This is a genomic window from Candidatus Bathyarchaeia archaeon, from assembly GCA_038873195.1.
Lineage (GTDB): Archaea > Thermoproteota > Bathyarchaeia > Bathyarchaeales > Bathycorpusculaceae > DSLH01.
Genome location: JAVZEV010000001.1, coordinates 223,339 through 238,363 on the forward strand (window position 1 = coordinate 223,339; position 15,025 = coordinate 238,363).

Genomic DNA, 15,025 nt, shown 5'->3' on the forward strand with positions numbered 1-15,025 from the left:
TCCATTAAATTCTGCCCTTTCGCATTTTAAGCATGTTTTCAGCCTTCTTAAGGTCAAGCAGAGTGTTAACATTAAAGAATGTTCTAAGTTCAGGGTCTAATTGCTGCAATACAAGCGTAGAAACAAAACGCACACCCTTCAGCTTATCCACCATAGAGCGAATATTCACTTCATCCATTCTCAACGCATTTTCAGCAGCTTCCAAAGCCATTCTAGTCTGATATACCGCATGCAAAGGCTCTATGTAACCATTCGGCCACCTCGGAATCACAGCCGACCTATTCACACACAACTCAAAAAGAAGAGAAAGAACATCTTTAGAAAGAAAAGGCATATCACATGGAAGAAGAAGAGAAAAATCTCCAGACGCCACTTTAAAACCTGATTTCGTGCCCACAAGCGGTCCATGCAATTCTCCATCGTCAACAACAACTTTCACACTCGAATCGAGAAGTTTTTTGTAGCTATCGGCTTGCAAACCAGAGCTAACAACAACTATCCGTTCTTCAATAACAGAAGAAACAGCATCCAAGACATGCTCCACAAGAGGTTTGCCTGCTAACTGCAGCAATCCCTTATCTTGTCCAAGCCTGCTTGAGAACCCGCCTGCGAGAATAATTGCTGACCTATTCAAAGGCTAGTCTCCAGTTTCTAATTGAATGATGCTTATCAAGATTTTGTTAGCGACCTTACTGCTTCAGCGATAATGAACAAACCAATCAACACTATAATTGTCTCAAGCAATGGCAATTTATATCCCATTAACCCTGCTCCACCAAAAGCAAACGCTATTATCCCGATAAACAAGCTGAACTTGCTCAAGCCCATTTCCATACTTGTTCTCGCGATATTAAGCCCTATCAAAATCAAACCTGCCCCTAAAGCCACATAAGGCACAATATCTATAACATAATAGTTTGTCAGCGCCCAGCTTATACCAATGAGGACGAAAAACAAACCCCACGCCAGCGCTGTTAAAGCTACGTTCTTGTTCAAGCTTAAACACCCCATCAAATGTTAACATGCAAAGCGGATATAAAATTATCGTGTTTTGTGTTGAATGTATGATAATAAATAAGTTCGGTGTATGAAATATTACGAGAACGGAATACAGTATATTACCAAACACAGAACTAATATATCCACCGAGAAGGGAGAAAACAATGAACTCCGAAATCAAAGAACTAAACCGTCTAATATGCAAACAATGCGAGGAAAAAGAATACGAAAAGTGCAAAACCTGCAAAATCTACCAATTAGTGAATAAAATAGCAGGACAATGAACACTTAAGGCATTTTATCTATTTTACTTGCTATTTCTTCCAAGATTTTCGTGAATGGATGTTCTGGTTTCTCTTGAGCAAAAATGATGTTTCCTTCCCCTTTTAAAATGTCACAGAAACAAGGAATAACTCCTAACAGAGGAACCATATACAAATCTTTAACCTTAGCTTGCATCGCCTCTTTTCCAGACTTTGAGACAACATCCTGCAAAACCTTATTCAGCACAATTTCCGTCTTCTTCTCGAATAAATCGTAAAGTTCCCGCAACATGCGTCGAGTGCCATCAACATCAGACCTGTCAAAGGTTGTCGCTACAAGTACAATATCAGCGCCTACAATAGCATTTATAGAAGAGTACTGCAAGCCAGGACTTGTGTCAAAAATTAGATAGTCAAAGCCTTTATCATTTAAAAGAGAAGTTCTAAGAGATAATAGTCTTCCTAAAGCGCGCATTTCCCACTTCCTATCTTTCGCGGTCATGTCTCTGATTGCTTCTGTTGTTGGATTAGCGAATCCTACAAAAAGCTTGCCGCCATTGTGAATTCTGTCGCTTAAGTCCACCAAGACTTTGTCGATTTCACATGTTCCATTCAAATAATCGTTTAACCAATGTTCCGCCTTTTCAATCTTCAAGAGCGTGGCAAGGCTTGGAGCTCGAAAGTCAAGGTCAAACAGGCAAACTTTCTTTCCAAGCTTAACGAATGTTGCGGCCAAATTAACTGAAAGAAGAGTTTTCCCCGTTCCACCTTTATAGGAATGAACCGCAATTATCTTGCCCAATGCTTACCCTCCTTGACTTTCTCTATCCACGTAGAAATACGCCTTTCGTCCTTTCCTTTCTTTCTTCAAGTACCCCATAATGACAAGCTGGTTAAGATACGCGCTTTCCACAGCTCTAGCTCTGTGCGTTTGTTGAGCTATCTCATCGGCTGTGGCACGTCCGAGCCTGCAAACGGTCATGGCTGTTTTTCTTAAGTGATCTGGCATGGAAAGTAAGGTCATAACGTCTAAGGGTGTTTCTGGAAGGGGTTGAATGTCCTTTCTGCCATGTTTTTGCAATTCAATCATAACTTCCATTTTCTCGTTTAACCTTTCCAGATTTTCCCTGATTTTCTCAAGTACCTGTAAAGGTTTTTTCCCAAGAGATTCCTGTTTAGCCACGCTGGTTCCCCTATGTGTTTTACACGTGTACAATAGTTTAGAGCATAAAGCGTTTATTAAGTCTTGCGAAACATCCATAATGATTCTTAAAGTAAACGTCCACTACTTACACTAAATGCCAAATTTTCTCCGCAATTCTCCTGAGATGTATAGGTGTATTGTAATACTGCCTAAAAATAATATATCCATCCACCTCTCATGAATTCAGAAATAAACAAACATCACCCTTTTTGGACAATTACCTACCAGCTCTCTAGAGCAAGTTTTCCTACCGACTATTCTTCCCATCAAAATAGGACCGACCGTTCAACCTATTTTTAGAGAGGCTATACCGTCCACAAAACGCAAAACCACACTAAACTACCCATTCACATTCAACTTCTAACATAAAGGTTCAACCATATTACATGCAGACAAAACTGTGAAAGATGTGAAATACAAATATAAAAATGAAAGAAAAGAAATTTTATGGTCATGTTGGGTGAAGGCTTAAGCCGTACTGGACTGTTGTGCAGGCTGCGAATTGTTGCTCGTCAAGCGTAAAAGCCCAAACCCCAGCGGTCAAATACATAGAGGGGTCAGGATTAAACTCTTCAGGTGAAACACTGAATAACATTGCCACAGGTTTTGTAGTAGCGGTCACAGCCACATAAACCTCTTAACAGTTAAAACATGGGTTGTCTTATTCTATGAAATTTATGCAATAACAGAAATCGATACCTTTCCGAAAGGAGAAAGTCAATGGACAATCCACTAAAGTCCAGCCTGCATTTGAACCTATTTATAAGAGAGAGACTAAGTGTTTTCACATAACAAAACGTAAGCGGTTTCTAGTCGTATCTTTTTAATTTCATCATTTTTCTGAAACTTTTAAGGTCTTGCGCTACGTTTCTGAGGAAATGTAGTTCTTCCATTGTCTTTTCGAATTTTAAGAATTCTTCGCGAATTTTTCGTATTACACGTTCGTTTTCGCTCATTAGCTTATTCGCCTTAACGTTTTTGTGGAGGGCTTTCATTGTTTGTCGGCAAGTCCAACCAGCCACTTTCCGTCATCGAGGAGAAAGGAGAAGGCTTCGAAAAACGGAAAAACCGATTCTCGGCTGATTGTGGCTTAGCCTTCAACCTTAGCCCTCCAATTGCATCGTAAGACTTAAGACACAAGCCAGCTATAAAAAGATTACTGAATAAAAAGAACATACAAACATGAACGCATAACTCAGCCGATAGCCAAAATACCTTCCAAAATCTTCTTTTCCGGTACATCCAACTGTTTCGCAAGCCACGTCTTCAAAAGAGAAGTATACTTCGGAAGCTCACCACTGTATGTTATTATCTGCCCATTCTTCAAAGCATCTGCCTGAAAACTCTTCTCAGCTTCGCGATATAGGAAAGACAAGGTTTCAGCTTGGTAAGCGAGCGTCAAGAAATCTTCCCACTGCTTGCAGCGCAGAATAACTGGCGGACCACGGGTTTCTCTGGCTTGGCGTGTTTCGGTTTTTTGTTCTTGAGGTGCTTGGATTGGCAGTTGGGGCGTCTCATGCGTGGTTGATAGGTAAGTGATTAAGTTTGCAATTTCATTCTGTAGAGTGGTTAATCTTTCTTCAACCTTCTCTATCTTTCCACTAAACTCGCCCGCAGTGCCCAGTTTTTCAGCTATGTTGCCCAGCTCGCTTATCAAGCGGTCCAAGTCTTTCTCGTGTTCCTTCAGAACATTGACTATAAAGTCCAGTGCTTCTAAGGCTTCGTCTTTCGATGGAGCTTTTCTAGACATCGCTCTTTCTCCCTTTTCTTCAACCTATAATGTCCATTCTTTATAAATAAACGTAGCGAATCCTCAAAACTTATCCATAGGAAGACGTATCCATACTTATTAAGAATAAAGTGCATGATGCTTGGCGTTAGGCATGGTCTTTTTCCATGGTCTTATTCAAGCGGATATTGTTTCCATTTTCGTTTTTTGAATAGCTTTTTTCCGTTCATATCAATAGCATGTGCAAAAAACATTTTTAAAACAATTTTTGGGGTTAGCTATGCTTTCGCTGGTTGATGTCATGTTGTTTTTGTTGAAAACGAGAAAGAAAAAAATGGAATATGCGCGTGGAGACTATTGGGTGGGAGGCTTTGGCGGAGGCGGTGTTTTCTTTCGAATCATCAATGCTATTGTGGCTATGCCGAGGACTATGGCGATTATTATTGCTCCAAGAAGGGCGTATGTCATCATGTCAAGTTTCTGTGTTAAACCATTTATTTTATCGGTTAGGTCTGAGTTTTGTTGCTGCAATTCTTGATAGAGTGGGTCTTCAGTCGTTGGAACATTAACCGTAACGGTGGCTACTGCTTCGTTTGACCATGCTCCAGAATTGTCTTTTACGCTAAAGTAGATTGTGTGGGTTCCCTTTGACAAGGTTGAAGTTTTGAACGTTGCAGTATTGCCAATCACCCCATCAATAGAGGACCTCCACTCGTAGGCAACAATTGAACCGTCGGAATCTGTGCCGTGCCCAGTGAATGTTATGTTTTCTCCAGTAACTATTGGATTTGGCGTTATAGAGTCAATGTAGGCTGTGGGTTTCACGTTTTCAGGTAGTATAATGGTTGCTTCTTCATTTGCTTGAAGGTAAGCGCCATTGCATCCGCCTATCGCGTAGATTTTTCCGTTTTTGCCTACAGCAGCGCCTAGTTCTTTTCTCCGTGTTGGCAGGTAAGACTCTTGCCAGGTTGGCGTGCTCCATGTGTCAGTTTTTGGGTCGTAAACTTCAACGCTGTCATAGAATGGTGCCTCATTATTACTATAGTCAGCTCCTCCACCTATGATGTAGATTCTGTTGTCTGGTCCTAAAGCTACTCCAAATTCCAGTTTAGGTTTAGGCATTGCTGCTTTTTTAACCCATGTTCCAGTAGATGGATTATAAGCTTCTACAACAGATAGCGCGGTTCCATTGTATCCTCCAAAAGCGTATATTAATCCGTCTGGACCTTTCACGACGCCTAGTTCACTTCTTCCTGTGGGCATCTGAGTGCCGTTGGTCCACGTGTCAGTGGAAGGGTCATATATCTGCGTGAGGTTGCTGTAATATAGTCCAACATTGTATGATTCACCGCCAATCACATAGATTTTGCCATCGTTGCCTGTTGTAGCTCCGGCCATCCAAGCTCTGATAGGTATATCTGCTTTGGCTGTCCACGAGTTTGAGGTGGTATTGTAGGCTTGAACTGCGGCTATTTCATCACTGTCATCCCATCCACTGATTACATAAATTATTCCGTCGAGTCCTTTGGCAACTGCTGCTCCTCTAACTGCAATGGGCATCGGCGCTCGATTGCGCCATGTCTCTGTTACCGGGTCATACGCTTGAACAACATTCAATACAGAGCCACCAGCCCATCCGCCCATGACGTAAATTAGTCCATCATCTCCAGCTATTACCGCTGCTTGTGATCTTGCGGTTGGCATGTTGGTCTTTATTCTCCAGGATGGAGATGGCATTGTTTCTGCAAATCCTCGATTAAATGGAACTAACCCAAGCATTAGAAGGCCGATAAGTATTCCAATACAAACAATCGGGTTTTTCAATTTCAAGCTGTCTAACTCCTTTTTTCAAAGCGTATGATATCTGATGAATCCTTTATAATTTTTTGGCAGTTCATAGATGCGAAAGCGCACGTATCCAAAATCGTTCTTTTGTTTTTTAAGCGTATTTTGACGCTTTCTCTCAAAAGCAAGATGTCAAACTTGTCTGGCATAAATTTCAAAAGTTGCTCTATTTTTGGCGAAAACGTGCGGGCAGATTTAAATTTGAAAAGGTGTTACATGATTTTCATGGAGCTCTACGAGAGGATTAAAATAGCGGTTTTCAAAAGAGTAGGATACCCACGGAGAGAGTTTCATGCAAAAAACATTACACTTCTCTGAAAAGGATGAAGTAGTCAAGTTTATAACCGAAAACAGCATCAAAATAGTAAATTTGTGCCACATTCCCGAAGATGGACGATTAAAAACTTTAAGTTTTTCAGCGAATGACTCTAACAGAATTTATAAAATTTTGGAGTTCGGCGAAAGAGTTGATGGTTCAAACCTTTTCTCTTTTATCGAGCCTGGAAAAAGTGATATTTACATTGTGCCAAGACTTGGCAAAACATTTTTGAATCCTTTTTCGCCTGCGCCCACTTTGAATATTCTCTGTGACTATTTGGATGAGCATGGTAAACCTTTGGATGTTGCCCCCAAAAACGTTTTGGCTAGGGCAGAAGAAAAATTGTATTCTTCAAGCGGTGTTACCTTGAAGGTTCTGGCTGAGCTAGAGTTTTACGCAATTTCCAAGTCAGAAGGCGATATACTTTTTCCAGGAGCGGCGGACAAAAATTATCATGAGTCTGCGCCTTTCGCGAAATTTGAAAGTCTAAGAAACGAGATTCTAGTTACGCTGGCTAACATTGGAATTGGCACGAAATATGGTCACAGCGAAGTTGGTTGGATGCTGAGTAAGGATAACATGCTCATGGAACAGCAAGAAATAGAATTTTTGCCACAGAATCTAACGGACATGGCTGAATCAATCGCGATTGCAAAATGGGTAATCCGGAATACATGCGCGAAATATGGTGTCTCTGCTTCATTTTCGCCGAAAATAGCTTTGGAACATGCCGGAAACGGATTGCACATTCACTTGTGCGGGTTTAAAAATGGAGAAAACATAGTTGCGAATCCAAACGGAACTTTAAGCGCAGACGCATTAAAAATGATTGGCGGAATACTGAAGTTTGCGCCAAGTCTTTCGGCTTTTGGAAATCCAACACCAGTATCATACTTACGTTTTGTCGCACGCAAAGAATCACCAATGAACATTTGCTGGAGCGCCCGCAACCGCCTCGCTTTAATTCGCATTCCATTGTGGTGGAGCTTCAAAAAAGGAAGCGTAGAAAAAGGTAACTGTCGAGAAACATTAGAGTACCGAGCACCAGACCCATTTGCAAACGCTTACTTGCTTTTTGCTGGAGTAGCAGTTGCAGTTAACTATGGACTGGAAAAATCCGAAGAAGTGTTGAAAATTGCTGAGACCTTGCACGTTGAAGCAGTAGGCAGCAAAAGAAAAAGGCTCAAAGTCTTGCCACGCTCATGCAATGAATCCGCCAAGCACCTACAAAAGGATAGACGCTTTTATGAAGCAAACGGCGTTTTTCCAAAAAAACTAGTCGACAAGACAATAGAAAAACTGAGAGCTTACAAGGACAAAGATTTATGGAAAAACTTAGCAGACAAACCAGGCAAAATCGAGAACATGCTAAAGCAGTATCTGCATTACGGTTGAGAAACACTTATAGCATATCCAAAAATGTTACTCTAACACGGGCGGGTAGATCAGCCTGGTATGATCGCCACGTTGGCATCGTGGAGGCCGCGGGTTCGAATCCCGCCCCGTCCACCAGATACAGCATTGGCACACCAGTCCTTTTATGAACGGTTTTTTAAACTTCCTTTCTGAAGTATAAAAAAGCTAAGTCTAAAGTTTTGTGAAACAAGAACAAAGGGTAAGTCACTTATGCTTGACTCTTCTTTTTGTCCTCGGTTTTAGCTTTAACTTTCTTACAACATCCACTTGTTCTGCTGGAAAATAGTATGGCAGGGTATTGTATGAGCTTGGAGGCATATTCCTCTTAAACTTCTTTTTTGGCATAAACTCCAAAGATGTTAATGGAAGAGTTCTGCTTAAATTTTCGCGTGCGAAAATTACCTTGAAAGCTTGTAGAAAATAAACGCAATGTCAAGCATGCAAATCGTATATAACCACCCAAAAGGACGAACCAAAACTCAATTCCCCAGTATAGGCTTACTTGCCAAAACCATGTTAAAGTTAAAATCGCTATAATGATAAGGATAGCCCCACTCAATAGGGCAAGTTTTGGGTATGGAAGAGATTTCCTAACTTCCAAAAGAGTAGCTCCCCAAACTAACATTCCAATATTCAGAATTGCCAAAAAGTTAGCAGTCATCCAAATATAGCTTCTCAAAAGGTAAAAGCTGGCAATTGAATAACACATCACTGCGAAGCCAGCAAGATGTAAAAAGCCACATAATAAGGCTATTACTGAGTTATACCTAATTCTTAATCCAAAGCAAGCAAAACTGCCAAGTAAGAATGAGGCTAAGAAAAAACCGTAAACAATAATGGAGTAAACTCCTGATTGAAAGAATATTCCGCTGATGGCACTTGAATAGCCATAACCAAGCCGATAACTAATCAAATTCAAAAGTACAAGTAAAAACCAAGTGAACCAGCCTAAGAAACCCGCAACACAGCCGATAAAGCCAACTCGAAAGAAAATCACACTTTTCGTATCCTTAGAGGACAATTTGAGACACACTATCAACTTGTATGTTCAACTATCTAGATAAACGTTTGCGGAAGCGCGCGGAATGTTTTAGATATATCAATTTCATTTTGCAGATTAAGAGAGCGCTTTGGAAGCTACACTTTCAAATATGCTTTATCTTAAATCCATTTAAGCCTCTCCAAGCCTTTCCACATATTCTCCGGGACGCCTAACTCTCGCATCTCAGAAGTCACATTACAGTTCCATAAACGCATAAAAACGTTAGAAGTCAAGGTTCAACCTATTTATAAGGGGGGCTATAACTTTCGCAGAGCACAAAAGAAAAGACAGTAAATAGGCATATCGTAATCGCTTATTGCTTATTTTTCTCTTCCTTTGCAATTAACCGCTTTAGCTTCTTCTCCATCTTTAACTCGTAAACATGCTCTTTTGGCGGTGCAGGCAAACTTCTTCTCTTAAAAAGCAAGTTAGGAGCAACAATGCGCCTTTCGCCGGTTTTAACTTCCACTTTTTCGCCGTAAACCTTATCCTCAAAAGGTTCTAAAGCTTCCACAATCCAGTTTCCTCGACTTTCCGCCAAAATCTTAACCTTATACTTTCCCTTGTAATATCGAACTTCACTCATACGATTCGTCGCCCCTTTTTTCTCAGTGTCAATTATCTACTTGACAAGTTTCATTGGTTTACCACAACAAACCAGCGTGCCCTTTCCGGCTTCCAAAACCTTGAGTTTATTACCACATATTTCACAGAGAAAAACCTCTCCAACCTTAGTCATTCATGTTTCACCTCGCACACAACACCTATTGTTCCTTTAAGTATTTATTTTCTAACACAACTAACAAACGCGAATAAGCGTAGGAAAAACAGTCACAAAACATATTAGCTCTCTAAATAACATGATTATCATGAACTCATTAGGCCCAAGAGTAGCAGCAACAGTTATAATCGGTGTAGGTTGGCTGGCCTTCATAGTGCTTTATCTCGCATTCTTCGCTGGCAGTTTCGACTTCTGGCAAAAACTAGCAATACTAATCGCTTCAGGAGCCATTGCATGCGGCATAGTAGCGCTCATGTGGATAAAATGGATGCTCAAATGACACACGCCAAAAGTCAAACCCTATACACAAATGAATAGGCTAAGTGCTGAGAGTTTATGAAGACAACATTTGAGCCATAATACTTGCAGAAATGCTTAAGCTTGAAGCACCCTTCTCAGCGCAGCTCTTATTCTCTCTATAATCTCATCATGCTCAATCATTATTCGCTGTGTTTCAGGCTTAGCTTCCACTGTAACGCTTACACGCCTATTATAGTCTTCAACACTCTTATTCGTTGCTGCAATAACCTCTTTCACCCAACTTATCTTCTCCTCCATGTCTTCAGGAGTCGCAACAAGCCTTAACGTGTCACCGATTAAGAAAAGCTTTCTATCCCAAAGATGCCTACTCGTCCGCCATTCTCTTTCGAAAATGTCTTGCCAAACGTGATCTGGTTCTGAGTCCAGAGGAAGGTCAACGACATATGCGTTTGGAAAGTAATGATCTTTTCTAATGGTGATATTTTCGATTTTTAATGGTTCTTTAAGGTTGACTTCTTTAACGTTCACCATTACGATTTCACTCTGTTTAATATTAATGATGCCTAGTTCACTTAAATCTTACCCAAAAAACAAAACAAGAAAATTTAAGGCGAAAAAGACAAAATTCTCTCAAAAATATCCGCTTTTGACAATCTAACCGCTAAGAAAGAGGCAAATTAAACTCGAAGTTAAAAATTATTCAGCAAATCTTATATACATAGATAAAAGATGCTAATAGAAAAGAGGGAAAAATTTGAAACCAAACTACATCGGCATCATCGCTGGAATACTAGCATTCATCAGCATAGCACTACCATGGTGGACAGTATCATACAGCGGAGCAGGAATTTCTCTATCATCCGACTTATACCTATACAATGTCGGAACAGTCTCAGGACTTACACTTGAAGCATGGTTCGTTTGGGCTGCTCTTGCTCTCATTATCATAGGCGGAATACTAGCAATAGTCGGCAGTATAATAGCAAAGGGAAAAACTATTCTACTTGGTGGCGGAATCCTTGCGTTGCTTTCAATAATAATTTTTGCAGTCGGCTTGCAAATGGAACTTTCACGACTAGGTGCACCATTCGGCTTGTTTTCTAGTTTTTCAGAAACCCTTGGAGAAATCACAGTGACTTACTCAACCTATCTGTCTTATGGATTCTGGATTGCTTTGGTCGCTGCAATAATAGCCTTTGTCTCCTTCATGAAATATCCCACAGAAGCTGCAGCGCCACCTAGTTAAAAACAAAATTCCCCTTTTTCTTATTTAACCAGTGTATATAAGAAGTTTTTAGTTTGTGCTTGTTAGCATTTGTGATTTTTTAAGGTATAGATAAACGATTGATATGGCTGGAACAATTAAGCCGATAGCTGCAGTGTATTGGATTGTTAACCCCCAAATGTCAAAGGCTATAGTTGCGATGCTAACCATAATTATAGCCCAAAATCCCCATTTCTGTTTTGCCAAGAGACCGAAAGCAGCAATAAGCCCGCATATGCCTAAGAATAGAAACATCACAAACAATATCTGAGATGTTGTAGGAGAAATGGGCACGTCTAAAAACTTACCCATTCCTTCTGGCATTCCGGCGAATGCAAAATAGAGTCTGCCGATAGATTGAAGCAGCCACAGCGCACTTACCATAATGGTTCCTCGAGTTGGCAACCTTGAACCTTCAACTTTCTCCTTACCCATGCTCCATCATCCACCTAGCTTAAGCTGAGCCGATATTTTTCGTCCAAACTCTCTGCATTTAGGCAACTCGCCTTCCACAATTGGGCCCTTCATTCCCTGAACTTTTATTGATAAACCAGAAATTATCTGCTTTAATCCTGGCGCTTTTTCGTTTATTTGTTTCTCCATTTTCTTCACGGCTTTCTCAAAGTCTCCTCCCAAATACGTATCAAAAACAGCGAACTTTTTCCCTTGCAGCTGTAACTCGCCAAGCTTATCAATAAAGCCCTTTATGCCTCTTGTTGGTCCGCCAAAGTGGTTGGGGGAACCAATCAGAACAACATCATATGTTGGCACTTCTTTAAGGTCAACTTCTTTGAGTTCTCTAACTGCAACGTTTATTTTTTCAATCTCGTTCATGCCCTCAACAATTGCTTCTGCTACACGCTTAGTATTGCCATACTTCGACTCATAAACAACAAGCACTTTTACCATTACAACACCTACTATTACATCAATCACATGAGCTTTAAGATTTATGCACTCTCAACACAAAAACTCAGAAGACAAAAACTTGAAACTGAAACCAAAAGCTGCCTGCAATTTGAAGTCAATTTTTTGCTATTCTACGCTTACAAACGAGCGAGAATTAAGCGAATTTAACTTGGCGGAAATGGTGCGGGGGGCTAGGTTTATACTGTCGTTTAAAACTGTCAAATTCGTTCAAACGTATGCTGAACTAGCTAGTACACCGCGTCTAGGTCGAGTTTGTATCAGCGACAAGTGAAGACATCTCCCGTTATCCACTTTAACATAGATATCTCCAAGAATAACGTAGCGAACAGACGCTTTTAAAGAAAGATTCTTCTATTGTCAATTAAAGATTAGTGAGTGCAATAAAAGAAAAAGAGGGAACTATTTCTTTAGTTCCACAACTAAGAGGTCAACATCGGTTTTTCCTATGTTCTCGACTTCGTGAGATTGGGCTTTGAAGAAGATTGCTTGACCAGCCTTGAGGTCGAAGACGTTCGCTTTTCCCGAAGTTGTGATTTTCAATTTGCCGCCTTTGAGAACATATACTACATGGTCAGGATGGCTGTGCATTGGTGCTTTGTCGCTTGGTTTAAACAGCGTGTCAACAACTCGCACTCGTTCGTTTTCCATAATCACCTTGCTTTCCATATTTTCACTTCTATTAGACAAGTTCTCTCTGTTCAGCTATAACTTTTCCGCACTTGCCTTGAATTTGGTTGGTTGGGGTAAAGTTTTATGCACACAAGGGCTAAGTTTTATCCCACACAGCAAATCATAGATGCTTTGAAACTATAACGTTAGATTCCTAGAGGTTGACAGTTTAAACGCTCAAGCGAGATTTAGTGCGGGGGGTGGGATTTGAACCCACGAACCCCTACGGGATAGGCTCCTGAAGCCTACGCCTTTGGCCATGCTCGGCGACCCCCGCCTGCAAATGAAATGTTATATGAAAAGGTTTAAGAGTTACTATAGGCTTTTGCTAGAAACGGTGAAGTGTAGATGCCTACGCATGGTTCGCTTTCAAAGGCTGGAAAAGTTAGGTCTCAAACTCCAAAGATTCAGCCTACGCCAAAGAAAAGCCCCAGCCCACGCTTTAGAAACAAGCGCAATTATGAGAAAAGACTGATTTTGCAGAGAAAACCTGGACAAAACTGGGTTTAAACAATAGTTGAATTTCTATCCCCCTAAGACATTAGAACACGTGTCTCAACCTATTTATAAGGGAGGGGCTATAACCTCCGCACAGCACAAAAAAATAGACAAATAATTCTTGGTAGCGAGAAAGAACTAAACTTTTATTCGCTTTTCTAAACATACTTTGAAGCATGCTGAAAGCTACGCTTGCAATTTTAAACGCTAAGATTATCACGTTAAACCAGAAACAGCCACACGCCGAAGCAGTAGCCATTCACAACAGAAAAATTGCTGCTGTAGGTTCAAACAAAGAAATTCGCAGATACATAGGCAACAAAACAGAAGTAATCGACGCAAAAAACAAAACAATCATTCCAGGACTCGTTGACTGCCATGTACACATGACAAGCTTCGGACAGTTCCTGCAAACCTTAGACCTTCGTGATGTGCAATCTATAAAAGTGATGCAGCAGAAACTCAAAGACTATGCCGATAAGAACGCAGAGAAAAGTTGGATCTTGGGTGGCAGATGGGACCAAGAAAAATTCGTTGAAAAACGCTTTCCAACACGCTGGGATTTAGACGCTGCAGTTGCAGACAAGCCTGTCTTTTTAACACGCATTTGTGGTCATATTGCAGTTGCCAACACTAAGGCTTTGCAGTTGGCTGGAATAACTAAGGAAACTGTTGTTGAAGGCGGAAAAATAGACTTAGACGAAGCTGTTGGAGAACTTAATGGGATATTGCGTGAAAATGCAATGGACCTTGTCTGGAGAACCATTCCAAAACCAAGCCCAAAGCAACTTGAAGAAGCATGCATTATGGCATGCAAAAGGGCTGTCGAAGCTGGACTTACAGGTGCTCATTGGCTTCTAAATTCTGCCGAAGAAATGCGCATAATACAAAGGCTGTATGCTGAAGGAAAACTGCCTCTAAGAGTTTATTTGGGCTTTCCAGTAGACCTTTTAGACGAAATAATCAGTTTAGGCTTGCTCTCAGGCTTTGGAAATGACATGGTTAAAATAGGATTTGTAAAACTCTTCGCTGATGGCTCTTTGGGCGCACGAACTGCCGCTTTAAAGCAGCCTTATGCTGACAAGCCTGAAACGTGTGGCATTATGCTTTATTCGCAGAGGAAACTGAACCAGCTTGTTTTGAAAGCACACAAGGCTGGTTTGCAGTTGGCTGTTCACGCAATTGGTGATTGTGCTGTGGAAGCAGTTTTGAAGGCTTATGAAAAAGCTTTGCGTGCGTTTCCGCGTGCGAATCATAGGCATAGGATTGAGCATTGTTCGGTTCTTAATCCAAAACTGATTAGGCGCATGAAACGTTTGGGTTTAATAGCCTCTGTGCAGCCGCATTTTGTTGTTTCGGACTTTTGGGTTGTTGACCGCGTTGGCAACGTTAGAGCACGTTGGGTTTACCCGTTAAAGACGTTGATGAAAGAAGGATTAACTGTAGTTGCTGGTTCGGATTGTCCTGTGGAACCTATTAGTCCGTTGTTGGGGGTTTGGGCTGCTGTTGCTAGGAAGAGTTTTCCGGAAGAAAAGCTTAGTGTGGAGGAAGCGTTAAGAGTTTACACGGTGAATGCAGCTTTTGCTTCTTTTGACGAGGATAAAAGAGGGTTAATTGCGGTTGGGAAGTTTGCGGATTTGGTTGTTTTGTCTGATGATTTGTTTGATATTTCGCCTGAGGAGATTAGGAATGTGAAGGTGGAAATGGTGATTGTTAGTGGAAAGGTGGTTTACGCGCGAAAGTAGCTTGCATGTTTAGTGTGGTTTATTTGTTTCTTTTATGCATTTTAGTTTGGTTGTTGCGGG

General features: G+C 40.9%; 21 protein-coding genes and 2 tRNA genes. 7 read left to right on the plus strand and 16 right to left on the minus strand.

Annotation, left to right across the window (positions count from 1 at the left end):
* Positions 1–4: 4 nt before the first annotated feature.
* The 6 genes from QXW63_01195 to QXW63_01220 form a co-directional block, all read right to left on the minus strand.
* The gene (locus tag QXW63_01195) at positions 5–634 is read right to left on the minus strand and encodes a molybdenum cofactor guanylyltransferase (protein MEM3460515.1); all 630 of its coding nucleotides are present in this window, start codon (positions 632–634) and stop codon (positions 5–7) included.
* Positions 635–669: 35 nt separating this feature from the next.
* Positions 670–996, minus strand: a complete 327-nt coding sequence (locus QXW63_01200) for a hypothetical protein (protein MEM3460516.1) — start codon at positions 994–996, stop codon at positions 670–672.
* Positions 997–1,287: 291 nt separating this feature from the next.
* Positions 1,288–2,064 (minus strand): MinD/ParA family protein, encoded by a 777-nt coding sequence (locus QXW63_01205; GenBank protein ID MEM3460517.1) that lies wholly within the window; start codon positions 2,062–2,064, stop codon positions 1,288–1,290.
* 3 nt (positions 2,065–2,067) lie between these two features.
* Positions 2,068–2,445, minus strand: coding sequence for a transcriptional regulator (locus QXW63_01210; protein MEM3460518.1), 378 nt, complete (start codon positions 2,443–2,445; stop codon positions 2,068–2,070).
* 472 nt (positions 2,446–2,917) lie between these two features.
* Positions 2,918–3,094: a hypothetical protein gene (locus QXW63_01215; GenBank protein ID MEM3460519.1), complete on the minus strand. Its 177-nt coding sequence runs from the start codon at positions 3,092–3,094 to the stop codon at positions 2,918–2,920.
* Between the two features lie 181 nt (positions 3,095–3,275).
* Positions 3,276–3,422 carry a hypothetical protein gene (locus QXW63_01220; protein ID MEM3460520.1) on the minus strand — a complete coding sequence of 49 codons (147 nt, stop codon included), beginning with the start codon at positions 3,420–3,422 and terminating at the stop codon, positions 3,276–3,278.
* 38 nt (positions 3,423–3,460) lie between these two features.
* Here QXW63_01220 and QXW63_01225 point away from each other — a divergent pair, with 38 nt between their 5' ends.
* Entirely contained in the window at positions 3,461–3,592 is a 132-nt protein-coding gene (locus QXW63_01225) for a hypothetical protein (GenBank protein MEM3460521.1), read from the plus strand.
* A gap of 69 nt (positions 3,593–3,661) precedes the next feature.
* Here QXW63_01225 and QXW63_01230 read toward each other — a convergent pair whose 3' ends face one another.
* Both QXW63_01230 and QXW63_01235 read right to left on the minus strand, forming a co-directional pair.
* Positions 3,662–4,216 carry a hypothetical protein gene (locus QXW63_01230; GenBank protein MEM3460522.1) on the minus strand — a complete coding sequence of 185 codons (555 nt, stop codon included), beginning with the start codon at positions 4,214–4,216 and terminating at the stop codon, positions 3,662–3,664.
* A 333-nt stretch (positions 4,217–4,549) separates the two neighbouring features.
* Positions 4,550–6,025 carry a kelch repeat-containing protein gene (locus QXW63_01235; protein MEM3460523.1) on the minus strand — a complete coding sequence of 492 codons (1,476 nt, stop codon included), beginning with the start codon at positions 6,023–6,025 and terminating at the stop codon, positions 4,550–4,552.
* A 307-nt stretch (positions 6,026–6,332) separates the two neighbouring features.
* Here QXW63_01235 and QXW63_01240 point away from each other — a divergent pair, with 307 nt between their 5' ends.
* Together QXW63_01240 and QXW63_01245 are read left to right on the plus strand one after the other, a co-directional pair.
* Positions 6,333–7,754 (plus strand): glutamine synthetase family protein, encoded by a 1,422-nt coding sequence (locus QXW63_01240; protein MEM3460524.1) that lies wholly within the window; start codon positions 6,333–6,335, stop codon positions 7,752–7,754.
* A gap of 39 nt (positions 7,755–7,793) precedes the next feature.
* A tRNA-Ala gene (locus QXW63_01245) sits at positions 7,794–7,871 on the plus strand.
* Between the two features lie 229 nt (positions 7,872–8,100).
* Here the strand turns inward: QXW63_01245 and QXW63_01250 are convergent.
* The 3 genes from QXW63_01250 to QXW63_01260 form a co-directional block, all read right to left on the minus strand.
* On the minus strand, positions 8,101–8,796 hold the full coding sequence (locus QXW63_01250) for a hypothetical protein (protein MEM3460525.1): 696 nt from the start codon (positions 8,794–8,796) through the stop codon (positions 8,101–8,103).
* A 334-nt stretch (positions 8,797–9,130) separates the two neighbouring features.
* Entirely contained in the window at positions 9,131–9,403 is a 273-nt protein-coding gene (locus tag QXW63_01255; protein MEM3460526.1) for a hypothetical protein, read from the minus strand.
* A gap of 36 nt (positions 9,404–9,439) precedes the next feature.
* Complete coding sequence (locus tag QXW63_01260; protein ID MEM3460527.1) at positions 9,440–9,556, minus strand: desulfoferrodoxin FeS4 iron-binding domain-containing protein; 117 nt, start codon at positions 9,554–9,556, stop codon at positions 9,440–9,442.
* Between the two features lie 130 nt (positions 9,557–9,686).
* Between QXW63_01260 and QXW63_01265 the strand changes: the two genes are divergently transcribed.
* Positions 9,687–9,878: a hypothetical protein gene (locus QXW63_01265; GenBank protein MEM3460528.1), complete on the plus strand. Its 192-nt coding sequence runs from the start codon at positions 9,687–9,689 to the stop codon at positions 9,876–9,878.
* 95 nt (positions 9,879–9,973) lie between these two features.
* Here QXW63_01265 and QXW63_01270 read toward each other — a convergent pair whose 3' ends face one another.
* Positions 9,974–10,390, minus strand: coding sequence for a hypothetical protein (locus tag QXW63_01270; protein MEM3460529.1), 417 nt, complete (start codon positions 10,388–10,390; stop codon positions 9,974–9,976).
* A gap of 223 nt (positions 10,391–10,613) precedes the next feature.
* On the opposite strand from QXW63_01270, the gene QXW63_01275 reads away from it, so the two are divergent.
* The gene (locus QXW63_01275) at positions 10,614–11,105 is read left to right on the plus strand and encodes a hypothetical protein (protein ID MEM3460530.1); all 492 of its coding nucleotides are present in this window, start codon (positions 10,614–10,616) and stop codon (positions 11,103–11,105) included.
* Between the two features lie 48 nt (positions 11,106–11,153).
* Here the strand turns inward: QXW63_01275 and QXW63_01280 are convergent, their stop codons facing one another.
* The 4 genes from QXW63_01280 to QXW63_01295 form a co-directional block, all read right to left on the minus strand.
* Positions 11,154–11,558: a hypothetical protein gene (locus QXW63_01280; protein ID MEM3460531.1), complete on the minus strand. Its 405-nt coding sequence runs from the start codon at positions 11,556–11,558 to the stop codon at positions 11,154–11,156.
* A 6-nt stretch (positions 11,559–11,564) separates the two neighbouring features.
* Positions 11,565–12,032: a flavodoxin domain-containing protein gene (locus QXW63_01285; GenBank protein ID MEM3460532.1), complete on the minus strand. Its 468-nt coding sequence runs from the start codon at positions 12,030–12,032 to the stop codon at positions 11,565–11,567.
* Between the two features lie 420 nt (positions 12,033–12,452).
* Positions 12,453–12,719 carry a cupin domain-containing protein gene (locus tag QXW63_01290; GenBank protein MEM3460533.1) on the minus strand — a complete coding sequence of 89 codons (267 nt, stop codon included), beginning with the start codon at positions 12,717–12,719 and terminating at the stop codon, positions 12,453–12,455.
* 195 nt (positions 12,720–12,914) lie between these two features.
* Positions 12,915–12,999, minus strand: a tRNA-Leu gene (locus tag QXW63_01295).
* 71 nt (positions 13,000–13,070) lie between these two features.
* On the opposite strand from QXW63_01295, the gene QXW63_01300 reads away from it, so the two are divergent.
* Both QXW63_01300 and QXW63_01305 read left to right on the plus strand, forming a co-directional pair.
* A complete protein-coding gene (locus tag QXW63_01300) occupies positions 13,071–13,232 on the plus strand; it encodes a 30S ribosomal protein S30e (protein MEM3460534.1) in 162 nt (53 codons plus the stop codon).
* Between the two features lie 164 nt (positions 13,233–13,396).
* Positions 13,397–14,965: an amidohydrolase gene (locus tag QXW63_01305; GenBank protein ID MEM3460535.1), complete on the plus strand. Its 1,569-nt coding sequence runs from the start codon at positions 13,397–13,399 to the stop codon at positions 14,963–14,965.
* The last annotated feature ends 60 nt before the right edge of the window (positions 14,966–15,025 follow it).

Excerpts from the sequence above, each read along its gene's own strand:
- QXW63_01220 (MEM3460520.1), bottom strand. The coding sequence starts at position 3,422 with ATGAGCGAAAACGAACGTGTAATACGAAAAATTCGCGAAGAATTCTTA.
- QXW63_01230 (MEM3460522.1), bottom strand. The coding sequence starts at position 4,216 with ATGTCTAGAAAAGCTCCATCGAAAGACGAAGCCTTAGAAGCACTGGAC.
- QXW63_01240 (MEM3460524.1), top strand. The coding sequence starts at position 6,333 with ATGCAAAAAACATTACACTTCTCTGAAAAGGATGAAGTAGTCAAGTTT.
- QXW63_01255 (MEM3460526.1), bottom strand. The coding sequence starts at position 9,403 with ATGAGTGAAGTTCGATATTACAAGGGAAAGTATAAGGTTAAGATTTTG.
- QXW63_01260 (MEM3460527.1), bottom strand. The coding sequence starts at position 9,556 with ATGACTAAGGTTGGAGAGGTTTTTCTCTGTGAAATATGTGGTAATAAA.
- QXW63_01265 (MEM3460528.1), top strand. The coding sequence starts at position 9,687 with ATGAACTCATTAGGCCCAAGAGTAGCAGCAACAGTTATAATCGGTGTA.
- QXW63_01270 (MEM3460529.1), bottom strand. The coding sequence starts at position 10,390 with ATGGTGAACGTTAAAGAAGTCAACCTTAAAGAACCATTAAAAATCGAA.
- QXW63_01280 (MEM3460531.1), bottom strand. The coding sequence starts at position 11,558 with ATGGGTAAGGAGAAAGTTGAAGGTTCAAGGTTGCCAACTCGAGGAACC.
- QXW63_01285 (MEM3460532.1), bottom strand. The coding sequence starts at position 12,032 with ATGGTAAAAGTGCTTGTTGTTTATGAGTCGAAGTATGGCAATACTAAG.
- QXW63_01290 (MEM3460533.1), bottom strand. The coding sequence starts at position 12,719 with ATGGAAAGCAAGGTGATTATGGAAAACGAACGAGTGCGAGTTGTTGAC.
- QXW63_01300 (MEM3460534.1), top strand. The coding sequence starts at position 13,071 with ATGCCTACGCATGGTTCGCTTTCAAAGGCTGGAAAAGTTAGGTCTCAA.
- QXW63_01305 (MEM3460535.1), top strand. The coding sequence starts at position 13,397 with ATGCTGAAAGCTACGCTTGCAATTTTAAACGCTAAGATTATCACGTTA.